A 21377-nucleotide genomic window follows, 5' to 3' on the forward strand; every position below is an offset into this window, starting at 1 on the left:
AGCCTGAAGAAAGAAAGGAAGAGATCATGGCCGAACAAGAAATCCCATACGACGCGATCATCCGGACCGAGGTCGCCATCAAGATCCTCAACGAAGCCCGGGCGATCGTCACGGCGCGCGTCTATGAACTTGAAGAGCAGGACCCCCCTGCTGCGGAGCAGTTGCGTGAGCGCCGCCGTGGCCTTCTCGATCTCCAGGAGCGTCTCGAGGCCGACGCGCCCGATGCGGTGGAGGACGTGATCGCGGTCTGGGGACCGCGCGTCAAGGACGAACTCCGCTTTTGGGCGGAGTTCTGACCATGGCGGAGGACGAGCCCGGCCTGCTCTCACCGGCAAGAAACGAGACCATTTTCCGAAACGACATTTTGCGCGACTATCTGCCTGACACCATGGGTCGGGCGGAGCGACCGCACCTCATCCTGCTCGGCGGGCAGCCAGGTGCGGGCAAGACGGCCGTCCTCACGGCAAGCCAGAACGAGCTTGCCCAGTCCGGGCCAACCATCCGCATTGTCGGCGACGATCTGCGGTCCTATCACCCCGAGTATCTCGCCTTCCAGAGGCAGGATCCGGAGACTGCTTCCCGCTACACGCAGATGGATGCGGGGCTTTGGACGGAGAAGCTTTTGGCGGCTGCTACGGAGCGGCAGGTCAATGTCGTCTTTGAGACGACGATGCGCACGCCGGAGAATGTCGCCCGGGCAATCGGCACAGCACGCGATGCTGGATACGCGGTGGAGGTGCGCGCTGTTGCGGTCAATCCACGCCTCAGCTGGCAGGGCGCCCATCATCGCTTCGAGGAAATGCTGCATGCCGGGCAGGGGCCGCGCATTCCGCCACAGCACGTTCACGACGCGGCCGTCGACGGGCTTCGTGTCAGTCTGGAAAAGCTCGAGGGCGAAAAGCTGGTCGACCGGGTACAACTGCGAACCCGAGGCGGTGCGATTGTCTATGACAATGAACGCCGCGACGGGCAATGGTTCTATGCTCCCAGCAGCAGACTGGTCCTGGAACGCGAGCAGAGCCGGCCGATGACGCGGGGCGAGTTGCAGCGTTTCGCGGACGACTGGAACCATGTGCTGGCTCGCATGGAAGAACGGCGGGCGCCCAACGACCGCATCGCTGACGTCAAGACGCGCGCCGCAGACGATGTGCGCTACCTGCTCTCGCAGCGTCACGAGGCAGATGGAGCGGAGAGCCAGCGCCGTGGACGGACAATCCCCCAAGAGCCCGCCGAGCGTCATCGGCTCTTCGTCGAATTCTACGACAACGCGGTGCGTGACGCCGAGCGCCGACCGATCGGCAATGTCGAGGCGCATGCGATCGGGCGCCTCGCACAGACCTACATGGCACTGCGACTGGTCGAGGTGGCGCGAGACCTCGGTTTGCTGCCGGAGGATGGGACGATCGTCGCGACGCGGGCGATGGTGCAGGACAAGCGTGGAGCTCCCGAATTTCCGGCGGCCCATCGGATGCCGGCGGATCCCGCTGTCGAAACGGCGGATGGGCGTCGCCGCCGGCTGACGGAGCATTTCGCCGTGGAGCTCAATCGAGTGGCGATCGACCGTGACGTGTTCAGCCCGACCGATCGGATGGCGCGTCTCGCCAACGTTGCGGATTCCTGGACAGTGGCGGCCGGCATGCGCAAGACCCTTGTTCGGGCGGCAAATGGCGTAGCCAATGGCCGCATGTCCGCCCACCAAGCGATGTCAAAAATCGTGGAGCCAGGATATGCGGCCGCGATCGCTACTGCACAGGGCCGGCTTGAGCGCAATATGGCGCTCGCCGAACGTGCGGCCATCGCGACCATTATCTTCAATGGGAAGGGGGAACCGCTTCGCGCCATGCGGGATGATCTGCGGCTTCGGACCCCAGTCATCGAGAACCGCGCGCGCGCCAAGTCGATGATGGAGGCGGCCCTGGAAGAAGCAGCGCGGCATACCCGTCTCGATCCGGGATTGCGCCGAACTGCGGATGCATTCGCGAACGGTATTTCCGAGAACGAGCGGAAACTCGCCCTTGGGTTGGGCCATCGGTTGGGTCGGGATCGCGCTCATGCCCTTGGCACAGCCCTCGTCCCGGCCAAGCATTTGCCGGACCTCACGGAATCTGAAATCGGCCAGCGGATGCAACGCTCCGCGCGGCTTGCGGACAAGCGCGCCGAGATCGAGAACCTGTCCCGACTGGTCTTCGGCGATGGTGAGGCAGTCTCGGTACAGCGTATCAGCGATGGACGCAGCGGTGCGGCCGCCGGCGCCGACGTGCGTGAGGGTCGGCTTGGAGAGATGGCCGGCGAGGGGAGGCGATGGCTTGGCGGGCCGAGCCCGGAGCGGCAGGCCGCGGAGGCCTACGCGCCCCGTCTTGCGGCGGCATTGGCCGACTATGGACTCGCAATGGAGTTCGAACGACACCGGATTGTGACACAGCATCGCGAGGAACAGGCGAGGCAGCGGGTGGAGATTCCCCGACCGTCGGCGAGGCTGTCGGAAGTCCTAGGGGCCGAGAACCCCGAAAAAGTCCGACGGCTAAACACCGAACCAGCCCTGCACCGCGAGCTTGAAACCCTCTCCCTCGCGATCACCAAACGCCTCTCTCCAGCCGAGAAAGCGGTTCTGAAGGAAGGAAATATCGCCCGGGTGGCCTCGTCCTTCGCCATCAGCGCGGAGCAGGGCGCTTCGTTGCGAAAGATCCATGAGGGCGCCAAGACTTTGCAGGAGACGACACTTCGCCAGAACCGCGAACGAACACAGGGCAACCAGTTGCATCTTCGCCGTTGAACCAGGAAAGCGACCCGACATGCCAGGCCGGGCCATCTCGCCCCCGGTCCGGCATGTCCGTTTCAGGGATGTCTGCGCAGGACGCTAAGAGACACATGGTCGGGCGGATACCATTTGACGGATTCGCCAAGGAATGACGTGACGATTGAAAGGCTTCCCTGTAATAGCGTCCGTACCCCATAGAAGGTGATGGGGTCATGGGCTTCGACCCGGAAGTGCAGACCTTCTTTGGTCGGCGTCAGGATCGCTCGCGCTTCGCCAAAATCGAGAACTTTGTCAGCACCGATGGCGGCGATCGAGCGGCAATATTCGCCGGATCGGGCGCACACCTTCTCCAAGACGCATTCCGCACACCGGACCGGCACGAACGCTTCCGCGACGTGTTCGCACATTGGGACACCTCCATGACCTGAATTCCGATTGGGGATACGACCGTTGGGTTTGGTTCGCGCCGATAGGTGTGCGGGCGCAGGCGCTATTCACCGGATATGCGGCGCGCCAAGAGAGCGGCTCGGCCAGCTTGAGTAAGCGCATTCGCTGTTATGCGACCCAAGCGAGTTTGATAAGTCGGTTTGTATAGCACGCTTCAAGGCTGACATTCCAAACCTCAAAGTTGTGCGCTTCATCTTGAAGCGCTGTTCAGTTACATCGAGCTAATAAAACCGTTGATTGAGGACGAAAGCACGATAAGATACGAAATCCAGCGAAGCGAAACGAATTTAGGGCCCGTAAGCCGTTGATAAAGAACGGAAAGTTTTTCCTTCCTCCGTCGAAAGGCGGGGGTGATTTCAAAGAGCTATTCAAACAACTAGCTGCGGCGGGAGCGGGCCGGCCATTGGCCAGTGATGGGTTCCCTGCAGGCCCATGGACGCCCGAGCTTCTTGCAGAGGCGATTTCGCAAATCGATTCCAACCGGACGGGGGTCGAAATGCGAACAGTGCAACTTTGGTTTCAAGAGAACGATAAGGGAATTAGCACCGCCAACATTCGTTGGCTGGCAAGGATTTTTGGGTGCGATGATCCGGCGGCCACAAGCGAATGGCAGATAGAGCTTAGTTTGGCGCAGTCTCGGCTGACCGCCAAGAGGCGAGATTCAAAGAAAGCGGAAAACAGCGAAGCGCTAGACGCTGCAGATCTGGAGCGTACAGCGACCGCCGATGAGACGAAGTCCAAGGCAGGCCTGACACGCGATATGGTCGCCCAAGAGCCGAGTCGGCATTTCAGTTTGGCGAGGAGATCGGAGGCGCTTATTAGCCACGGATCTCCCTTGAACCTACCGGTGTCGGTGTTTGCGGGCGCCACCGCTCTTGGGTTTTTGTCTTATATTACGGGGATTCACAACGCTACCTATGGCCGCTCGGATGGCCTTGTTAAGCAGGTTGGATTTCTGTGGGCGCCAAATTGGACAATCCTCTTCATGGTGTTTCTCCCACTGTTTTTTGCGCTCGTGGCAGAACTGCTCGTGTTCTGGAAACATGAAGGACGTTTGAAGCTTGTATCGCAGGGCCGGATGGAAAGCGACAATGCTTGGGCGCGCACCGTCGAGGCTTCGTCCTATACATATTGGGCGGTCTTTTTTATCTGTGTGTTGTTCGCTGGTCTTTTTCAGTGGATCGGCATGTGCCTGATCCCGTTGATCAACGGCGGTGGCGACTATGCGATCGATTGGAGCAAGTTAACACTGGTGCGCCCTGAAGTCATATCAGTGCCAATGTCGATTGTGTTCACAGGGCTCGCTTACCTGTACATGTGCTTGTGCTTCTATCTGTTCTTCGTAGGTCTCATTTTGCTTCATACGATGGTGCATGACCTTTGGAAAATCGGAGAGCTCTCGAAGAGCCAGCCGGGAGTGGGGTCTAAGTGCGAGGTCAATGAAGTCGGCCTACGGGTCATGCGCGGAATTTTTCGATGCACTATCTTGGGGATCCTGATCGCCATATGCATGAAGGCCCAAAGCGCCTACCTAACGTCGAATGGAAAGAACATTGGGGCTTGGTTGGTCGGTGATATGTTCTCAGGATTCCAGAGGCGCAGCGCTGTGAGCGACGGGTCTCGCTATATAATGCCGACGCATTACAGCAGCCTGCTTATCGCTATGTCGGCCTGTTTTGTTTTTTTATACGGCTCCATCCGTCTAGGTGTCGGACGTCGGCGTCATTTTCCTTTGTGGAGGATGTCGGCGATCGTAGCCCTACTCTTTGCTGGCTACCTGCTGATCGACGCGTTCGCTGGCTTTTCGATCCTTCTGGGCGTTGGCGTGCTGCTTGCGACATACGGTCTGTTTGATCCAGGGTTCGGGCAATGGCGAGCGAGCGAATTTGGAAATCATCAGAATGTATCATAATTGGCTTGATCGTTGGGATGAGCGGCGGGCGCGGCGCGGAGAGGAGGGGAAGGAAACAACGGATTTCGTCCTTGACGCGGAACGCGCCTTTCCAGACGCGAAGGAGACTGCAAGTCTCGACGAGTTTTGTGGCCTTGCGGACCAGGCTGTCGCTGATCCAGCCTTCTTCGATGAACCGAGTCCAAGCGAGCAAGGTTTTCAAAGGCAAGATGGGTGGCTCAAATTTCCATCGGGTATTTCTACCGATATTGAACAGAATAATATCGTTTGGGCGAAGATCACAGATAGCGCCTCGCTCGATCAGGTGATGGTGGTTTTTCACCACTGGAATGCAACCGCGCGAAATCGTCAGATTGCCAAGTTTTTCTCACTGCGTGGCGTCACGGTTGTTGAGATTGCTATGCCTTATCATTTCGAGCGCCGACGTCCGAGCTCGTTGCACGCCGACTACATGCTCAGTGCGAATCTCGGTCGAACGATTGAATCTGTAAGACAGGCAATATGGGATGGGCGAAAACTCATACGTTGGTTGAAAAGCGAAGGCTATCGAAAGATTTCGGTTCTCGGTATGAGCTTGGGTTCCTGGGTCGCGGGGGGTATTGCAGCTCACGACTCGGCTGTATCTAAAGCCTCGTTGTTTTTGACGGCCGGGAGTTTAGCGGACATGGTTTGGACGGGCCGCGCGACACGATTGATACGCGACAGCCTTGAGCCTGAAATTGAACTGAGCGACCTGAGGAGGGCTTGGGGTCCGCTTAACATGGAGAACTACGTGCATCGTTTGGCACGGCCTGATCTCGATCTTCACGTTGTGCTGGCCAAGAGAGACAAGGTGGTCTTGCCAGAGCTGTCGGAGAGATTCATGCAGAGGCTGAAAAACGCCGGAGCTAAGCCAAATATTTTGGAATTAAACTGTGGCCACTATTCGCTTGCCGTGCCACCTTACATCTTACTTGCCGGTTTGAGTTTGAAGCGGTTCCTATCCAGCTGAGAAGCGACCTAAACATTGAAGGGGCATGGGGTATATGGCAGGCGGATCAAAGGGCGAACGGGATAGCGCAAGTGATGTGTAATGTTATAACATATCGCATAACATAGGTTATGGAACTCGCATATCGTTAGCGTGGCGAAGTCCCCCACTGGGTCTGGTGATGGTCTTGATGCGGGATCTCGATCCCGTAATCCCAGAATTTTGCACACCCTGCATTTGATGCGGCGCGTATTCCGGATCGGCGGCAAGGGCGAGGCCAATCGTTTTGATTAGCTCGCGAGCAGTTCGAGATCAGTGCTGAACCCAACGGTCCGCCTGTAAAAATGCGGTCCTCGGTCGAATCCGGCCGGACGCTGGTGCAGGCCGGACGACATAGGCATAGTAGCTGTTTTCCTCTCCTCGGCCGCGTCAGATTATGTCGATGCATCTATTCCGCCAGTCGGCGGTGGCTGACTCGCTCCTGATTAGTAGCTCTGCTGGGTAGCAGGATCTTGCGTTACTGCTTGGTCCCGCGATCCAAACGAACAACGGGTCTGCAGACACCGCCATTGGTGACTACGCCGACTGCCTCGCTACGATCTCAAAATCGATTTCAATCATGGGCTCGACCGTCTCGCCAGAGATTCTCCGTAAAATCGACTGAGCGGCCTTGGTCCCGATCATACGCCGATCAATGCGGACTGTTGTCAGCGACGGATAAGTGTGAGGTGCGAAATCGAAGTCGCCGAACCCAACAATTGCGACATCCGCCGGAACTCTGCACCCCCTGGCGATCGCTTCCGTGAGCGCCCCATGCGCCACAACATCGGAACTTCCGAACACCGCAAGCGACCCCGTTCCCCGGCCCAGCAATTGACTGAGAGCTTTTCGTCCGTCGCCAAAGGTCGAGGGCGAGTTCATCTCGATTTCAGGTAGCTCCACCGTTGCCACATTAGAGAGCCGCTTTATGAATCCATCTCTGCGTTGAATAGCACGAGGATCGTTGGCGCCGATTTGCGCATAGCGGTCATAGCCCTTCGTCATAAGATATTCGGCGACCAAGGCTCCGACCTCATTGTGCGAAAACCCGACGGCGATATCACGCGGCGACGGCGTCGAATCCCAGATCTCAACGATTGGCAAGCCTGCCCCCGACAACATCGCTCGCGTTTCCTTCAGATGCGTGATGCCAGTCAGGATTGTGCCATCGGGCCGGCGCGCGAGGATGGCTCGCGTCAGTTCCATCTCCCGTTTGTGGTCATAACCTGACAGGCCGAGCAGGAGTTGATACCCCGCCGCGACGAGTTCGGCGTTCAAACCTTCGATCGCCTCAGCGAAGATAGTGCTGGACACCGATGGAACGATGGCCGCCACCAAGCGCGAGCGCCTTGAGGCGAGGCCGCCGGCCAGAAGGTTCGGCACATAGCCTGTCCTGGCGATGACGCGTTCGATAGCTTCAAGGGGGGTCGGGGTGTTTATCGCGCGGCTGCGCCAGTTTCGGCGCCCGCATTGTGGCTCGGTCCGGATCGACGAGACCTACGTCAAGATCCGCGGCAAGTGGCGTTACCTGTATCGTGCCATCGATAAGCACGGAAACCCGATTGACTTCCTGTCGCTGGAAATCTGGCTACCGAAGCTCCTCCTCGACCGCCTGTCTGATAGCGCCAACGACATAGCTGACGAGCCCGCCCCCGGCTGCTTGCGCGAGCACATCCCGACTGATGTCCTTCTTCTCAGCATCCGCGAGAAGATCCTCGACAAGGTGTAATGCGTCCGCCTGCTGAGTGCCGCTGTTGATATGTTCCGATTTCCAATGTTGAAGGAATTGTTCAGCCTTCATTGCTTGGACCTCCTTTGCGGTGCAAATCGTTAAGGGCAGAAATGGTTGCCAATGTGACGCCGGCGAGTTTGCCCTCTTCGATCTGGACGAAAAGCCGATAGTCTGAAAAGACAGGCGCTCGACCCTTGCGGGGAGCGCCGCCCTGTCAGACCCGGACAGCCTTTCGGCGTCTATGGATCGACCTGTCGAATGGAAGACAGCGACAATAGGACGGAACAGGCCAGCCTTCGCGGCTGCGGGAATCGCGGCGCATGGTCTTAATTCCTTGCGGTGCAATGGCCGACCCCGCTCGTCTTCCACCTCAATCCCGTTCGCCGCGGGTTAGAGCTTATTGCGCCTTGGAGAGTTTCTTCACCTGGTCCAGGTGCATTTCCAGCGTGGGCAGGGTTTTCTTCGCAAATTCGCCCAACGGGATCGTCAGGCTTTTCAGCATAAGTGCGGAAGAGATCGACAGCCTCCACGTGAGCACTTTCCTGCATTGAAACATACGCGGCGTCGAAATCCTGATCGCCTATACCTTCCAACTGGTGGAGCTCGTCGCGATGCTTGGTCGTGAGTTCGGATGCCGGCGCCTCTTCGCCTTCCTTCTTAAGGGTCGCCATAAATTCCTCGCCGGCTTTCGTGTGATCGGCGATCATCTGTTCGGCGAAAGCCTTGACCTCCGGAGACGTCGCCTTGTCGACCGCGAGTTTGGACGAGTCTATTTCCAGCTTGGTGCTGCTCAAAACCATCTTCACGAATGTCGCCTTATCCGCGGCGAAGCCACTGCCGGCCAACGCGACGGAAATCAAAAGGGCACTGATGAATTTCATGGTTGTGGTCTCCTGTGGGTTAGACTCAGAGACCTTTGCGCCATGGGTGGCGCGACCTTTGAGTGGAGCCAGCGCAACAATTCGAGCGAAAAATCGTTCCATGTCCGAAGCGCCGTTCTGAACTCATGGAGACAGGTTGTTTGCTGCAGGAGAGACTCACATCGGCCCGAGAGCCAGATTTTATCTCTTGTCGCGCGACTTGCTGAACTCAATGGGCTGTTGGCAGTTCATAGGCCGATATTCATGGCGGGTTTGCACCAGTATCGAAGGAGAGAGACAGATGCCGATTACCTATCACGTTGGTGAGCACGATGGCGGTTTTGGATATCGTCTGGGCGACGTATGGTCCGAGACGTTTCCTGATCATGACAGCGCGTTCGCCGCGGCCAAATCTGCAGCGGCGCGGCAGCAGCTCGGCGGTGTAGATACTGATATCACCTACCAGCTATCCGACGGACGTTGGCAAACCGAACGTGCCGAGGGCGGCGACCGTCCGGCCACCGATGTCGTTGATGATCGAACGGAGCCCACATCATGAGAACGATTACGGGATCCTGCCGATGCGCACAAGTGCAGATCACGGTCCGCGGCGAACCCAAAAGAATCGGCATATGTCATTGCACCGACTGCAGACAAGAAAGCGGATCGGCATTTACGTTTTTCGGCGTTTGGCCTGCCGCGAAGTTCGAGCATCTGGGCGAGACGGCAGGCTTTCGTGGCAGGCAATTTTGTCCCACTTGCGGCTCCCGACTGTTCTCCGCCGATGACGGAGAAGCGGAAATCAAGCTCGGAATACTCGCGGAGGCGCCGACAAAACTGACCCCGACCTATGAGCTCTGGATCAAACGTCGTGAACGTTGGCTTCGACCGGTCGAAGGCGCGGAGCAGTATCAGGAGGATCGCAAATGAGCGAATTGTGGACCGGTGGCTGTCTTTGCGGCGCGATGAGATATGAATTTCAAGGAGATCCGCCCTACAGCGGATATTGCCATTGCAACATGTGCAAGCGCGCCACGGGCGGCGCATTTGCGGTTCTCGTACAGGCCCGGAGAGGCCACCTGAAATGGACGAAGGGACAACCCTCGGAGTTTCGGTCGTCTCCCATTGCGACCCGAGGCTTTTGTCCTGAATGCGGGACGCCACTCTATCTCCAATATGATGATGACGAGCTAATCAGATTGACAGCCGGTTCGCTCGATCATCCAGAAGGCATTCGCCCGGCCGGCCATTACGGCGTCGAAAGCCGGCTAGCTTGGGCGGACAATGGCCCTGATCTTCCAGAGGAGGAAACGAAGGAACAATTCTGATCGAGCGTCGCTGGCAAGCTCTGGCCGATATTTTTCCCAGTGTTGGGAACCGCCGGGACAAAAGAGGGTTTTAGGTGCGGCGCAACAAAGGAGCCTTTTCATGGCCAAGACCCCAATCGGCGAGCCCATCCCCGTTGGCAACCTGCCGTCCCCGATCGAAGACAAACAGCCGGCATCTATGACCGCCGACGGCCTGCCGTCTCTGCGGGAGAATACCCAACCAGAGCCCCGGCCCGCCGATAATCTGCCTTCCCTGGCGGAGGACGTCCAGTCGGCACTACCCGTCTCTGAAGCTACTTCGGTCAGCGGATCGTCCGACCTGATGCAGATGAGCTGGCATCTTGCGCTGCTGCCGGCCATGACTTGGTCGTCATTCTTCAACGCTTCGTGGAAGGCGTGGGAAAGTGCAGCGCAGCCGCAGTGGCCTGCTCGATAGACCGAACCTCGCTTTCCACAGCCAAACGCACAATGGCCAGGAGACGCTCGGCCATTGTGCGTTTTGCTCGGAGAATTGAGATTGCGGGAAGATTCCCGCCTGGACCTTCCCGCGCGTCGCAGAGTCCTCGCGAAGCAGACTGATTATGAATCAGTCGTGAACATTTCCATCGGCCGTGTCGTCGTCAAGCGGTCAATCGCGCGTTTAGTCATGCGGTTCTAGATCTCGCGGCGCTCGAGCAGATAATCCAAACCACCGGCCCTATACCAGCGGTAGCCATACGCGTCGAGAACAACGGTATGCCGGCCTTTGTCGTCCGCGTGACTACTCGCCCCATCCGCAATATCGATCAGTTCGCGTCCGGTTGTGCAGGATCAGCACCGAGTTTGCCGCGCCAGTCGTAGCGGATCGCCAGCTCGTCGAGAAATCACCCCAGCCGATTTCCGGGGCTTCCTTGCGCATTCTTATGAGCCGTTCCGTCCAGTTCAGCATTAAATTCGGATCCCGGCGAACGCCAAGCTGGATCCAGAAGCCCATGATCTTGAGGATTTCAGCCTGGACCTCCGGATGGGACGTATTGAGATCCCGGCTGATGATTGTAAAAGCGCTGGAAATACTAGGCCCTAGCTTTCTCGTCGTATGTCCATGTCGTCTTCTGAACGCCCGGAAAGACCATGCCTTCATTTGCGTTCGGCGGCTTCTTGTCAGACCAAACGTACCAGTCCCGATAAGGCGACTCGCGGTCGCTCCTGGCGTGTTCAAACCATGGATGATCCTTGGACGTGTGATTGATCACCAGGTCGATCAGCACCCGGATTCCGCGCTGTTTGGCGCCATGGGTGAATTCCACGAAATCGCCAAGCGTGCCGTAGCGAGGATCGACGTTGTAGTAATCGGAGATGTCATAGCCGTCGTCCCCGGCGGGGCGAGGTCTGGAAAGGCATGAGCCAGATTGCCGTGATGCCCATGCCGCTGAGATAGTCGAGGCGACGCATCAGGCCTTGGAAGTCACCGACACCGTCGCCGTTTGCATCCATGAAGGTCTCGACCGAAAGACAATAGATGACAGCGTTTTTGTACCAGCGGTCATTGATCATTCGCACGCTCCGAGTCGCTCCCACGGCAATCCCGCCCCGGCGACCTTCCCGATCTTCGAGGCGCGCCAGCGGCAGCCGGCGCGCGCGGGATCTGGTCTCAATTTCGTGGAAGTTGGCAAAGTCGGAGGGCAGCATTGCCGCCCTCCCCGGGGAGCCGGTTCCGTCAGTCGATGATCTTCACGACCTTACGGGTCTTGGGCTCGACGATGACGCGGCGCTTGTTAACGACTGCATAGCCGAAGTCGTCGTGATCCTTGACATTCTTGATCATGACTTTGTCGGGCAGGGCGTCACCGATCACGACATCCTTTTCCACCACAACATCGTCATCCATAGGCTGTTCGGTCACCCAGGTCGTGACGGGATCGGGCACGACGACGACATCCTGAGCGAAAGCTGGAACAGCGAGAGCCATCGACAGCGCGGCACCGGCTACTAAGCTTTTCATTTGTGTTCTCCTTGCAGATCTTGCGGAACGAGCCGCTATTGGCGTGGTGCCAGCCGCAAACGATTGCAGGGTGTCTTTGTTCCGGTTCTCGTTCTATTTACGATTTTCCGCCGTCTTCAGCCGGTCTTTCCCGCAACGGCAGCTGCAAAAACATGACACTCGCGTTCCAATTTCGGTTTGTTAAAGAGCGGCATCGAACGTGAAGGAACAATGGGTGCCGGGGTAAGGTTGCCTCGGAAACCCATGGAGGCTCTCATGCCGAAAGCTGAACCCCGTCGTCCCCTACGCCCACTGGCGTTGGCCGTCGCCTCGTTGTTCCTCGCCGCAAGCTCGTTGTTGTTGTCCGCTGCGCAGATCGGCTCGCCCCCTGTCTCGGGCTACGGCATCGACTATGAGGCCAAGTGACGAAAGAAGGGGGCCGGCCACTCGCTTTGATTTCGCTGACAAATCAGCTCTCTCGACGAGCGGCAAATTTTAGGCCTCTGTGGACCAAGCGAGAAAATTGTTCCCGACGATGGGCGAGACTGTTCGAATCGGGCCTACATGCCGATTGGCGTTCGGGACCGGGCTCGTCCCCTCCTACGCCTCCCGCGTCGCCGACCACGTCGTCTTCTTGGATGCCGGCATAGTGGTGGAAAGCGGCACCCTGAAGGATGTTTCCAGACACCCGCGAGCGAGCGGACCAAGGGTTCATCGCATCGCTGAGTGCGGCGGTGCCTCATTCGATCGAGGGGCGGCGCTCGCCGACGTAAGGAGATTTCCAAGTTCATTGACAAGATCCTCGACAGAGCCCTCGCTGGTCGCGGACGCGCTGCGCCGGATTTCGTTCAGCATGCCGTCACCGTTGAGGCCCGGTTCGTCCGGGCTTTCCGTCCTCCTACGAAGCGCGCGAAATGATACCACCGACTTGTGATAGAACGGTGTTGCATGAAGTTCCATTGGATCCACCTTCTTCAGAGAAAGCCGTTGAACTTGGGAAGCCATGCGCGCCGGCGCACTGTCCCGGCTATTTCCAGCTTACTGAACGCGGCGCCTCCAGCAGAGAATTGATGGCGACGGCCTACTGCCATTTGCGCGAGTGCTAAATTTAGTAATTGCCCACAGGACCAAATTGTTCGAGGTAAGAGCAGACCGGCCGGCGACTACCCGCGCCTTTATGGCCCGCCGCCTCGGTCGCTCTCTTCGTTCACATTAGGTTCACTGCGCTCGCCCTATCGTGCGCGCAAGTCGCAGTTCAGGTTGTCGTATCGGCTGCAAAGAAACGATGGAGCCCGATATGCAGGCAATCTCGAGAGAAACGAGCGCAAACCAGGCGCAATTCCAGATTATCAAGACGGTATATGAAGCGCTGAGTTCCGCTGATTGGTTCTACGATACTGATGAGAGCCGGCAGGACATTTCGGATTTGGTGATGCGCCGGTATCGTCAGGGATACACTGAGGCGGCGGGTCTGCTCGCCGCCTGCGAACCAACAGTGAGGGAGCGTTATTCGCGGTCCTGATCGCCGGGGTCCCAACCTAGCGCTCGACAACGTTCTTCTCCCGCGGCGATACCCTCCTGACGGTCCGCAAACGGACCCAGGAGCGCAACTGGTATTTCGTTGAAGATAACCGTCACGTGCTTGGTAATCGGGTCCCACATTAAATCCATCCCGGCTGAATAGGTCACGCGCTTGCTCCCGTTTTGTGTAGACGCTTCGCAAGCAGTAATCGTTCATTGGAAAATTACTTTCTTACGAGCGAGTGACGCAGCCAGGTGGCGAATAGGCCAGCCAGCGCGCCATAGTTCCCCACCAGCGGTTCGAAGGGTGCCGCGAGGTCCATCGTCGTTCCTGTATGTTCAACGTGGGCCGCGGCCTGACTCGCAACATGTTGGGATATCACCCAGGGTTTTTCAGGGTTAACTTGGTCGCATGCTTCGTCTAGGGGGACTCCGCGGGGCAAAAGGGGAGTGCTGGCGGGCCTCCCCTTCGCAATTTTAAGGGTCAGCTGCGCGCGCCACCGACCCAAAAGCCCAGGATCAGACCTGAGCTCCAAGAGCTCTTCCTCGCGACGACCTTAAATACTCTAGCACGTCCCGAAGTTATGATTACTACCGCTCGAATAATGCTTGCGCCCTGGCACGCCTGAACGCGACCAATCTGAACCGAGGACACGATGCTGAAAGTTCTTAAAGCGAACGGCAGAAGGGAATCTCGTTCTTGTCGTGAGGGATGGCTCCAATGACCGGCGCGAGCCAAGGTTCACGTCGAACGGTCCACACTTCGACCGTCGGCATGATCGCGTTGGGCGCATCATCGAGAGTCCCCAAGAACACCTCAACGCCGTCCTGCAGAAAATAGAAGAGCCGAGAGCCGCAGACCGGGTAGAACGACCTCTTCTCGAAGGTGCGAATTTCTCCGGATATCTGGAATTGGTCGGCTCGCCAGTTCGCGGTTGCGGAAAACGCGGAGCCGGTGATCCTTCTACACGTTTGGCAGTGGCACAGCCCCGACTGATTAGGCTCGCCTCGGACCTCATAGCGCACAGCGCCGCAAAGGCATCCTCCTGTACGTATTCGTTCAACAGCCATGCTCTTTCTCCGGCGCAAGGTGATGGTCGAGATGTCAGCTCGGAACGAAGTTCTCACAATCAATGAACGAGGGGGAAGCCGCCTCCCCCTCCCTGCCCTCGGCATCCTGACGGTTGTCCGAAGCAGGACGCGAATCTGGCACATCGGGGTTTCGGTCTGAAGAGTCCAAGACGTGAACGAAAAACTTTTCCCGACTGCCGGACGTCCCCGAAATCAGGCTTGAGTTGAAACCGCATCGTGGGCTGGCTCGGATGTCCCGCGATCCGTTCACGTGGAATCGAATCCATGAATTGATTTCGACGTGGGGTCCGAACTCAGATGTCCGTCTGGCAGACTTCATGGGTGATCTCCCCTCCTGCAGCATTGCCGTTCCACAAAGCGACGCGGCGCGGTAGGGTCAGAACAGGAGCATGCCGATGGTGCTGAGACTCATGACGAGCGCGGTGAAGCCACTGATGAAGACCATCCAGCGCGGGGCTTTCAGCTCTCCCATGATGGCGGGGTTCCGCGCCATCATGACCATAAGGACGATGATCGGCGCCGCGAGCACGCCGTTGACCACTGCGCTCCAGAACAAGGCGCGAACCGGGTCGATGCCCAGCATGGTGACGGCGATGCTGCCGAGCGTGGCGACAACGATCGTGGCATAGAAGGCTTTGGCTTCCTTGAGCTTCTTGTCCAGGCCTTCTGGCCAACCGAAGCTCTCGGCGACGGCGTATGCGGCTGAACCCGCCAGCACCGGGACAGCGAGCAGTCCGGTTCCGATGATGCCCGCCGCAAAGACCGCGAAGGCGAACTCCCCCGCCACCGGCTTGAGCGCTTCCGCAGCCTGGGCCGAGGTCTCGATCTTGTCGACGCCGTTCACATGCAGCGTCGCTGCCGCCGCCACGATGATACAGAGCGCCACGAGGTTGGAGACTCCCATGCCGACGAGCGTGTCCATCCGAATGCGGCCGAGTTCGGGTTCGGCCATCTCGGGGTTGCGCCGCAGGCGGGCGAGCTTCCGGCGCCTCAGTTCCTCAACCTCCTCCCCCGCCTGCCAGAAGAAGAGATAGGGGCTGATCGTGGTGCCGAGGATGGCGACGAAGGCGGTGAAGTGGTCCCCGGAGAATTCGAATGTGGGCATCACGATGCCGCCCAGTGCTTCTCCCCATGGCACGCCGACCACCAGCACGACTGCCACATAGGCGAACAACGACAGCGTCAGCCATTTCAGAATGGAGACATAAGCGGCATAAGGCACGAAGACCTGAATCATGGCGCAGAGGATGCCAAACATGAGCGCGTAGGCGACTTCCGGCCCCCCCACGAGCAGCCGGAGCGCCGCTCCCATCGCGGCAAGATCGGCTCCGATGTTGATGAAGTTTGCCGTGAACAGCAAAGCCATCGCGCCGTAGGCCAGCCGTCGGTGGTAATGGAGTTTTAGGTTCTTTGCGAGGCCCTTGCCGGACACCGCGCCGATGCCCGCGCTCAGCCCCTGGACGGCCGTCATGAGGGGGTACGTGAACAACATCGTCCAGCCGAGGGTGTAGCCGAACTGGGCACCCACCTGACTGTAGGTGGCGATCCCACTCGGATCGTCATCCGCCGCTCCGGTAACGAGCCCCGGTCCCAGCGCCTTGAAAAAGCTTGGGCTTTCCTGCAGGGTTTTCCTGCCGAGTGGCGCAGGTGCTTCCATTGCATCATCCGGAGAGTTTCTGTGCCGCGACAATGCGCGGAAAGCGATACGAGTTCCGTTGATCCGAAAGAGGGCGTCCCGTTGTCGTCATCGGGCGATGTCACGACATTGATGGACGGTGGCTGATGACGGCAGGCCTCGTTCTCGTCCGTCAAATGCCCGGATCGGCTAAAGGCGTGATGTTTCTGACGATCGAGGATGAGACCGGTCCGGCCAACGTCGTCGTCTGGCCGAAGCTCTTCGAGCGGCGTCGATGCGTCGTGCTCGGATCGAGCATGATGGCGATCAATGGCTGCATTCAACGGGAAGGGGAGGTCGTGCACCTCATCGCCCAGCAGCTGTTCGATCTTTCGGGCGACCTATCGGCCTTGGCCGATCGTGATGGGGCGTTCAAGCTGCCGGCGGGCCGCGGCGACGAGTTTGCCCACGGTTCGCCGGGAAGTCCGGATTCGCGGGATCGAGCGCCGGCGGTCAAGCCGAGGGATTTTTTCGTCCCCGACCTTCATATCGATACGCTGAAGGTGAAGGCCAGGAATTTTCACTAAGGAATCCACCCTGTCGCCGGTGGTGTTCTAGCTCCACCCATTGATGTGCCCGGCCATTTACAGGCCGGTCAGGACATTGTAGCTTCATCTCATATGCTCAACTTCTGCAAATCCAGACGCTGTCGCTTTCAACAGGGAGCCAAGCTGTGGGATATCCCACTCACCCGAGCCCAATTCCGCCATTGGCCTGCCGTTAACGTCGGCGGGATTGATCTGGAACGCGCGGCAAAAGGACTCGCTGGCTGCTAAAATGAGAAGGTTTTCGTCGAGCATCAGTAGGGGCGTGTCGGATGATAGAACGACGGCCAGCGCGAAATCGAAAGCGAGTTCTGGAGCGTTGGTTGGCTGATTGGTCATGATGGCCCTTCAAGGGCGCTGGAGGCTTTCCAAGCGAAAGCAAAAACCGGCAGAAAGTTCTGAAAGTGGTGTGGACGTTTGGCCAGACCGCCGCCCGGAAGCACTGCGTCTATTTCGGAAACCCCAAAAGCAAGGCAGCCGACCTTTCTCGTCGAACCGCTCTCAAGAGAAGCGATGCGATCGCGTAGATCGGTAATTACCCTGTTGCGGGCAGCAGTCATCATTCACGCGTCCCTTGAAGGCCGTGTTGGAGTATCGACTTCATGTCGTTCGAATGCAGATGTTCTCTATCTGTTCCGATGTCGTCAAAGAGTCAAGCAACCAAGAATAGGAATATTATCTCTCAACTTAGGAAACCAAGAGATTCGCTTTGCGAATCATGGCCCTGGACCGATTGCGGAGATTTGGTCGGAGTGGAAATAAATTCCCGGATTCGCAACTTGTGATCCGCCGCTTGGCATTTGGCAATTCCATCGGTTACGATACCAGCAGTGTTCACGGGAATGGTCACTGCCCATGTGCAATCTGTACCGCATGGAAGACAAGGATTGGGTTGCCAAATGGGCTCAGGATGCCGAGAGCATGATCAATCTCATGCCAGCGTACCAAATGAACCCGGATCAGATGGGGCCGATCGTGCGCAATACGGCCGTTGGTCGAAAGCAGCTGGTGCATGCGCGTTGGGGCCTGCCCTCCCCGCTATTCGCCCTGAAGAAAGAGGCCGAGAAAGAAAGCCGAAAAACTACGAGCCAAGGGCAAGGAGGTCGACTTTGAGGCCCTGCTGCGTGATCAGGTGGATGGCGGCACCACGAATGTCCGCACTCTCAATTTTCCGCACTGGAAGCAGTTTGGTGTCGAGCATCGCTGCCTTGTTCCTGTGACCAGTTTTGCCGAGCCCGATCCAGCCAGCAAGGAAGAGGGCGGCAGGACCCCAAACGCCTGGTTCGCGCGCGATGAAAGCAAGCTCCTGATGTTCTTTGCTGGCATCCATGTCCCACAATGGACAAGCGTACGGAAGGTTAAGGACGGACTGACGACCGATGATCTCTATGGTTTCCTGACCACCGATCCGAATGACCTTGTGAAGCCAATTCATGAGAAGGCCATGCCGGTCCTCCTGCTGACCAACGAGGAGACCGATGTTTGGATGCGCGCGCCGTGGGACGAGGCCAAAGCGCTTGCCCGTCCATTGCCCAACGACGCGCTCATCGTGGCATCCCGGGAGCCTTACGGCTCGACGATCGTAACGAAGGCCGGAGAACCGGTTGCCCCGGCGAGCCTTTTCTGAGCCTGACCGGTCTAGGCTCCAGACTCAATCAAGGTCACCAGATGACAAGAGCAGCGATGTAGCATGTCGCTGCGAAGTTGAGCATCAGCTTGTCATATCGTGTCGCGACACGCCTCCAATCCTTGAGACGGCAGAAGGTGCGTTCAATAATATTTCTGCGCCTGTAGGCGACAGGGTCGAAGGGTTGCATCCTCTTTCGAGTAGGATTGTTGGGAATGACCGGCTCGGTGCCGCGCTTGATGAGGAAGTCGCGTAAAGCATTGCTGTCGTAAGCAGTGTCTGCGGCGCATAGGCGGCTCGGAGGCAGAGGCGCGAGCAGCGGAATGGCAACGGGTGCGTCGCCACGCTGTCCAGGCGTTATTCGCAGTGCGATGGGACGGCCGCAACCATCGACAACAGCATGGATTTTTGTCGATCTGCCGCCTCGCGAGCGATCGATTGCTTCGCCATCCGCCCCCCTTTTCCGCCGGCCGCTGATCGATGGGCCTTGGCAGAGGTGCTGTCGATCATATGGATATCCCGATCGCTGGTTTGCACCAAAGCCTCAAACAACCGACGCCAGATTCCCCGTGCCGACCAGCGATGAAACCGGTTGTAGATTGTCGTTGCCGGTCCATAGCAGGCAGGACAATCTTGCCATCGACAGCCCGACCGTAGCACATGAATGATCCCGCTGATCACCCGGCGGTCGTCAGTGCGATGCGCGCCGGGTTGATTGGTCGGAAGCAGAGGCGCAATGACGGCCCACTGCTGATCGCTAAGCCAGAACTCTCCTGCCATGATCCAAAGCTCCCATTGTCATGGCAGTGAATCACAAGGCAAAAATACAATCAATAGTTTGATTGGGTTTGGAGCCTAATGCAACTCGATCCACACCGGCGCATGGTCGCTGGTGTGATCCCAGCCTCTGACCGACTTGTCGACCTTGGCCTGCTTGAGATTGTCAGCAAGTGCGGGGCTTAGCAGGAAGTGATCGATCCGCAGCCCCGCGTCGCGGGCAAAGGCATTTCGAAAATACTTCCAGAATGTGTAGATCCGCTCATCGGGATGAAGGTGCCGCACCGCGTCCGTCCAGCCCTGGTCAACGAGCGCGGCGTAGGCCGCTTTCACCTCCGGTCGGAACAGCGCATCGTCCCGCCACCGTTCAGGTTTGTAGACATCGAGGTCGGTCGGCATGACATTGAAGTCGCCGACGAGAGCGACTGGAATACCTAGCTCGAGCAGTTCCGCCGCATAGTCATGTAGCCGCTCGAACCAGCCTAGCTTGTAGTCGAACTTCGGCCCGGGAGCAGGATTGCCGTTGGGCAGATAGAGGCAACCGATAATCACTCCGTCGATTGCTGCCTCGATGTAGCGGCTGTGACTGTCGTCCGGATCGCCCGGAAGACCACGCCGCGTTTCGAGCGGATTCTGTCCACGCGCTAGAATGGCCACCCCATTCCAGGATTTCTGACCATGCCAGATGGCGCCGTAGCCGGCGCGCTCCAGTTCCCGACGTGGAAACTTGTTGTCCGGGGCTTTCAGTTCCTGAAGACACACAACATCTGGCTCCGCCTCGGCGAGCCAACGCAACAGCAAGTCGAGGCGGCCGTTAATGCCGTTGACATTGTAGGTGGCGAGTTTCACCTGATATCAGCGCTTACGATCGCCTTGATCACCCTGACCCGGCTTGGCGTCGTTCTTCGCATCATGACGCGCATCGGCTGACAGAGATCGCGAGACATCGACGCTTTCCTTGAACTTGCCGTCTTCATCGCGGCGGACATAGCGCTTATCAGTACCGGTATCGACAAGTTCACGCTTGCTCATGGCAGGACTCCCTTGGGGTTGTTCCACTTGGAAACGCGCGCGGCTTCAAAAAGATGCATGCGAATCAGGACTCTACGCGAGACTCGCAATGCGAGCGGCGGCCACCAGCTAAGTCATTGAAAAATGATTCGTTTTGACTCGGAACGATTCGCTGTTGATTCGCTTGAATCGCCTGAGTTGCGTCAGGAGTCGCGTTATCATGGTTAGCCCAAGAGCGAATTGGAAAGGCTTCATCAAGTTCGGAGAGGTCTCCTGTCCGGTGGCGCTCTACACGGCAGCATCGTCTTCGGAACGTATCGCCTTCAACACGCTCAATCGCAAAACGGGAAACCGGGTCAAACGCGAGTTTGTCGACAGCGAGACCGGTTTTCCTGTCGAACGCGACAACCAGGTCAAAGGCTATGAGATCGAGAATGGCCAGTACATCCTCCTGGAGCCGGATGAAGTCGCGGCAGCCGTGCCCGAGAGCGACAAGACCCTGAAGATCGAAGCCTATATCCCCTGCTCGCAGATCGACACGACCTACTTCGACAAGCCCTACTATCTGGCGCCTGACAAGATGGGCACCGATGCCTTCGTGCTTCTGCGCGATGGCATGAAAAACGAAAAGGTCGCAGCCATCGCTCGGACCGTTCTCTTCCGCCGGATGCGCACCGTTCTCATTCGCGCGCACGGCAAGGGCCTGATCGCGAACACGCTCAACTTCGACTACGAGGTCCGATCGTCCGAGAAAGCGTTCGAGGACATGCCCGACCTCAGGATCGAAGGCGAAATGCTCGAACTTGCCGAACACATCATCGGCACAAAGAAGGGCAGTTTCGACGCGAGCACGTTTGACGACCGCTATCAAGCCGCCGTTGCCGAGCTGGTAAAAGCCAAGATCGAAGGCCGTTCGCTGCCAAAGAAGAAGGCTCCCGTGGCGTCGAAGCCCAGCGATCTTCTTCATGCGCTGCGCGAAAGCGCCGGTCTGGGCGCAAAGGAGGCCGCACCAAAGCGCACCGCGGCAAACGCCAATAAGGGTGCGGCTCGTGCGAAGGCAGCAAAGCCCGTCGCGAAGTCAAAAGCCGCCGCGGCGCCCACGCGTCGGGCCGGCTGACCGGAG

The 21377-nt window shown here is 58.3% G+C and carries 20 protein-coding genes and 6 pseudogenes; 15 read left to right on the forward strand and 11 right to left on the reverse strand.

The genetic code is table 11. The features are described from left to right. Positions 1-26 precede the first annotated feature (26 nt). From IHQ71_RS30065 to IHQ71_RS30085, 5 genes are all read left to right on the forward strand, one after another. Positions 27-296 (forward strand): hypothetical protein, encoded by a 270-nt coding sequence (locus tag IHQ71_RS30065; RefSeq protein ID WP_258163395.1) that lies wholly within the window; start codon positions 27-29, stop codon positions 294-296. 2 nt (positions 297-298) lie between these two features. Next, on the forward strand, positions 299-2773 hold the full coding sequence (locus IHQ71_RS30070) for a zeta toxin family protein (protein WP_258163396.1): 2475 nt from the start codon (positions 299-301) through the stop codon (positions 2771-2773). Positions 2774-2970: 197 nt separating this feature from the next. Next, on the forward strand, positions 2971-3186 hold the full coding sequence (locus IHQ71_RS30075) for a hypothetical protein (protein ID WP_258163397.1): 216 nt from the start codon (positions 2971-2973) through the stop codon (positions 3184-3186). Between the two features lie 323 nt (positions 3187-3509). After that, complete coding sequence (locus tag IHQ71_RS30080) at positions 3510-5117, forward strand: RcgA family putative transporter (RefSeq protein WP_258163398.1); 1608 nt, start codon at positions 3510-3512, stop codon at positions 5115-5117. Continuing rightward, positions 5107-6108: an alpha/beta fold hydrolase gene (locus IHQ71_RS30085; RefSeq protein WP_258163485.1), complete on the forward strand. Its 1002-nt coding sequence runs from the start codon at positions 5107-5109 to the stop codon at positions 6106-6108. Before IHQ71_RS30080 ends, IHQ71_RS30085 begins: the two co-directional genes overlap by 11 nt. A gap of 555 nt (positions 6109-6663) precedes the next feature. Here IHQ71_RS30085 and IHQ71_RS30095 read toward each other — a convergent pair. Continuing rightward, positions 6664-7509, reverse strand: coding sequence for a substrate-binding domain-containing protein (locus IHQ71_RS30095; RefSeq protein ID WP_258163399.1), 846 nt, complete (start codon positions 7507-7509; stop codon positions 6664-6666). 61 nt (positions 7510-7570) lie between these two features. Here IHQ71_RS30095 and IHQ71_RS30100 point away from each other — a divergent pair. Next, positions 7571-7699, forward strand: a pseudogene (locus tag IHQ71_RS30100) (DDE-type integrase/transposase/recombinase); the annotation flags it as partial. 485 nt (positions 7700-8184) lie between these two features. Here IHQ71_RS30100 and IHQ71_RS30105 read toward each other — a convergent pair. After that, on the reverse strand, positions 8185-8739 hold the full coding sequence (locus tag IHQ71_RS30105; protein WP_258163400.1) for a DUF4142 domain-containing protein: 555 nt from the start codon (positions 8737-8739) through the stop codon (positions 8185-8187). 280 nt (positions 8740-9019) lie between these two features. On the opposite strand from IHQ71_RS30105, the gene IHQ71_RS30110 reads away from it, so the two are divergent. From IHQ71_RS30110 to IHQ71_RS30125, 4 genes are all read left to right on the forward strand, one after another. Next, on the forward strand, positions 9020-9277 hold the full coding sequence (locus IHQ71_RS30110; RefSeq protein ID WP_258163401.1) for a hypothetical protein: 258 nt from the start codon (positions 9020-9022) through the stop codon (positions 9275-9277). Continuing rightward, complete coding sequence (locus tag IHQ71_RS30115) at positions 9274-9648, forward strand: GFA family protein (protein ID WP_258163402.1); 375 nt, start codon at positions 9274-9276, stop codon at positions 9646-9648. Before IHQ71_RS30110 ends, IHQ71_RS30115 begins: the two co-directional genes overlap by 4 nt. Continuing rightward, positions 9645-10046, forward strand: a complete 402-nt coding sequence (locus tag IHQ71_RS30120) for a GFA family protein (protein WP_258163403.1) — start codon at positions 9645-9647, stop codon at positions 10044-10046. Before IHQ71_RS30115 ends, IHQ71_RS30120 begins: the two co-directional genes overlap by 4 nt. A 100-nt stretch (positions 10047-10146) precedes the next feature. Further along, positions 10147-10482, forward strand: coding sequence for a hypothetical protein (locus tag IHQ71_RS30125; protein WP_258163404.1), 336 nt, complete (start codon positions 10147-10149; stop codon positions 10480-10482). Between the two features lie 218 nt (positions 10483-10700). On the opposite strand, the pseudogene IHQ71_RS30130 reads toward IHQ71_RS30125, so the two are convergent. Both IHQ71_RS30130 and IHQ71_RS30135 read right to left on the reverse strand, forming a co-directional pair. Then, positions 10701-11579, reverse strand: a pseudogene (locus IHQ71_RS30130) (alpha-amylase family glycosyl hydrolase). A 163-nt stretch (positions 11580-11742) separates the two neighbouring features. Beyond that, positions 11743-12027, reverse strand: a complete 285-nt coding sequence (locus IHQ71_RS30135) for a DUF1236 domain-containing protein (RefSeq protein WP_258163405.1) — start codon at positions 12025-12027, stop codon at positions 11743-11745. A 255-nt stretch (positions 12028-12282) separates the two neighbouring features. On the opposite strand from IHQ71_RS30135, the gene IHQ71_RS30140 reads away from it, so the two are divergent. Then, on the forward strand, positions 12283-12432 hold the full coding sequence (locus IHQ71_RS30140; RefSeq protein WP_258163406.1) for a hypothetical protein: 150 nt from the start codon (positions 12283-12285) through the stop codon (positions 12430-12432). Positions 12433-13303: 871 nt separating this feature from the next. Further along, on the forward strand, positions 13304-13528 hold the full coding sequence (locus IHQ71_RS30145) for a hypothetical protein (protein WP_258163407.1): 225 nt from the start codon (positions 13304-13306) through the stop codon (positions 13526-13528). A 668-nt stretch (positions 13529-14196) separates the two neighbouring features. On the opposite strand, the gene IHQ71_RS30150 is transcribed toward IHQ71_RS30145, so the two are convergent. Together IHQ71_RS30150 and IHQ71_RS30155 are read right to left on the reverse strand one after the other, a co-directional pair. Continuing rightward, positions 14197-14598 carry a GFA family protein gene (locus IHQ71_RS30150; protein ID WP_258163408.1) on the reverse strand — a complete coding sequence of 134 codons (402 nt, stop codon included), beginning with the start codon at positions 14596-14598 and terminating at the stop codon, positions 14197-14199. A gap of 397 nt (positions 14599-14995) precedes the next feature. After that, positions 14996-16276: an NRAMP family divalent metal transporter gene (locus IHQ71_RS30155; RefSeq protein ID WP_258163409.1), complete on the reverse strand. Its 1281-nt coding sequence runs from the start codon at positions 16274-16276 to the stop codon at positions 14996-14998. Positions 16277-16386: 110 nt separating this feature from the next. On the opposite strand from IHQ71_RS30155, the pseudogene IHQ71_RS30160 reads away from it, so the two are divergent. After that, a pseudogene (locus IHQ71_RS30160) lies at positions 16387-16821 on the forward strand (OB-fold nucleic acid binding domain-containing protein); the annotation flags it as partial. Positions 16822-16905: 84 nt separating this feature from the next. Here the strand turns inward: IHQ71_RS30160 and IHQ71_RS30165 are convergent. Continuing rightward, positions 16906-17178, reverse strand: coding sequence for a PAS domain-containing protein (locus tag IHQ71_RS30165; RefSeq protein ID WP_258163410.1), 273 nt, complete (start codon positions 17176-17178; stop codon positions 16906-16908). 80 nt (positions 17179-17258) lie between these two features. After that, positions 17259-17399, reverse strand: a pseudogene (locus IHQ71_RS30170) (damage-inducible mutagenesis protein); the annotation flags it as partial. Between the two features lie 295 nt (positions 17400-17694). On the opposite strand from IHQ71_RS30170, the pseudogene IHQ71_RS30175 reads away from it, so the two are divergent. Continuing rightward, positions 17695-18466: pseudogene (locus IHQ71_RS30175) on the forward strand (SOS response-associated peptidase family protein). Between the two features lie 97 nt (positions 18467-18563). Here the strand turns inward: IHQ71_RS30175 and IHQ71_RS30180 are convergent. The 3 genes and pseudogenes from IHQ71_RS30180 to IHQ71_RS30190 all read right to left on the reverse strand — a co-directional run. After that, positions 18564-19246, reverse strand: a pseudogene (locus IHQ71_RS30180) (IS5 family transposase); the annotation flags it as partial. Between the two features lie 75 nt (positions 19247-19321). After that, a complete protein-coding gene (gene xth, locus IHQ71_RS30185; protein WP_258163412.1) occupies positions 19322-20092 on the reverse strand; it encodes an exodeoxyribonuclease III in 771 nt (256 codons plus the stop codon). 6 nt (positions 20093-20098) lie between these two features. Continuing rightward, on the reverse strand, positions 20099-20275 hold the full coding sequence (locus tag IHQ71_RS30190) for a hypothetical protein (protein WP_258163413.1): 177 nt from the start codon (positions 20273-20275) through the stop codon (positions 20099-20101). 199 nt (positions 20276-20474) lie between these two features. Here IHQ71_RS30190 and IHQ71_RS30195 point away from each other — a divergent pair, with 199 nt between their 5' ends. Next, positions 20475-21371, forward strand: coding sequence for a Ku protein (locus IHQ71_RS30195; protein WP_258163414.1), 897 nt, complete (start codon positions 20475-20477; stop codon positions 21369-21371). Positions 21372-21377: the final 6 nt, after the last annotated feature.

It is taken from the genome of Rhizobium sp. TH2, assembly GCF_024707525.1.
In the GTDB taxonomy this organism is placed as follows: domain Bacteria; phylum Pseudomonadota; class Alphaproteobacteria; order Rhizobiales; family Rhizobiaceae; genus Rhizobium_E.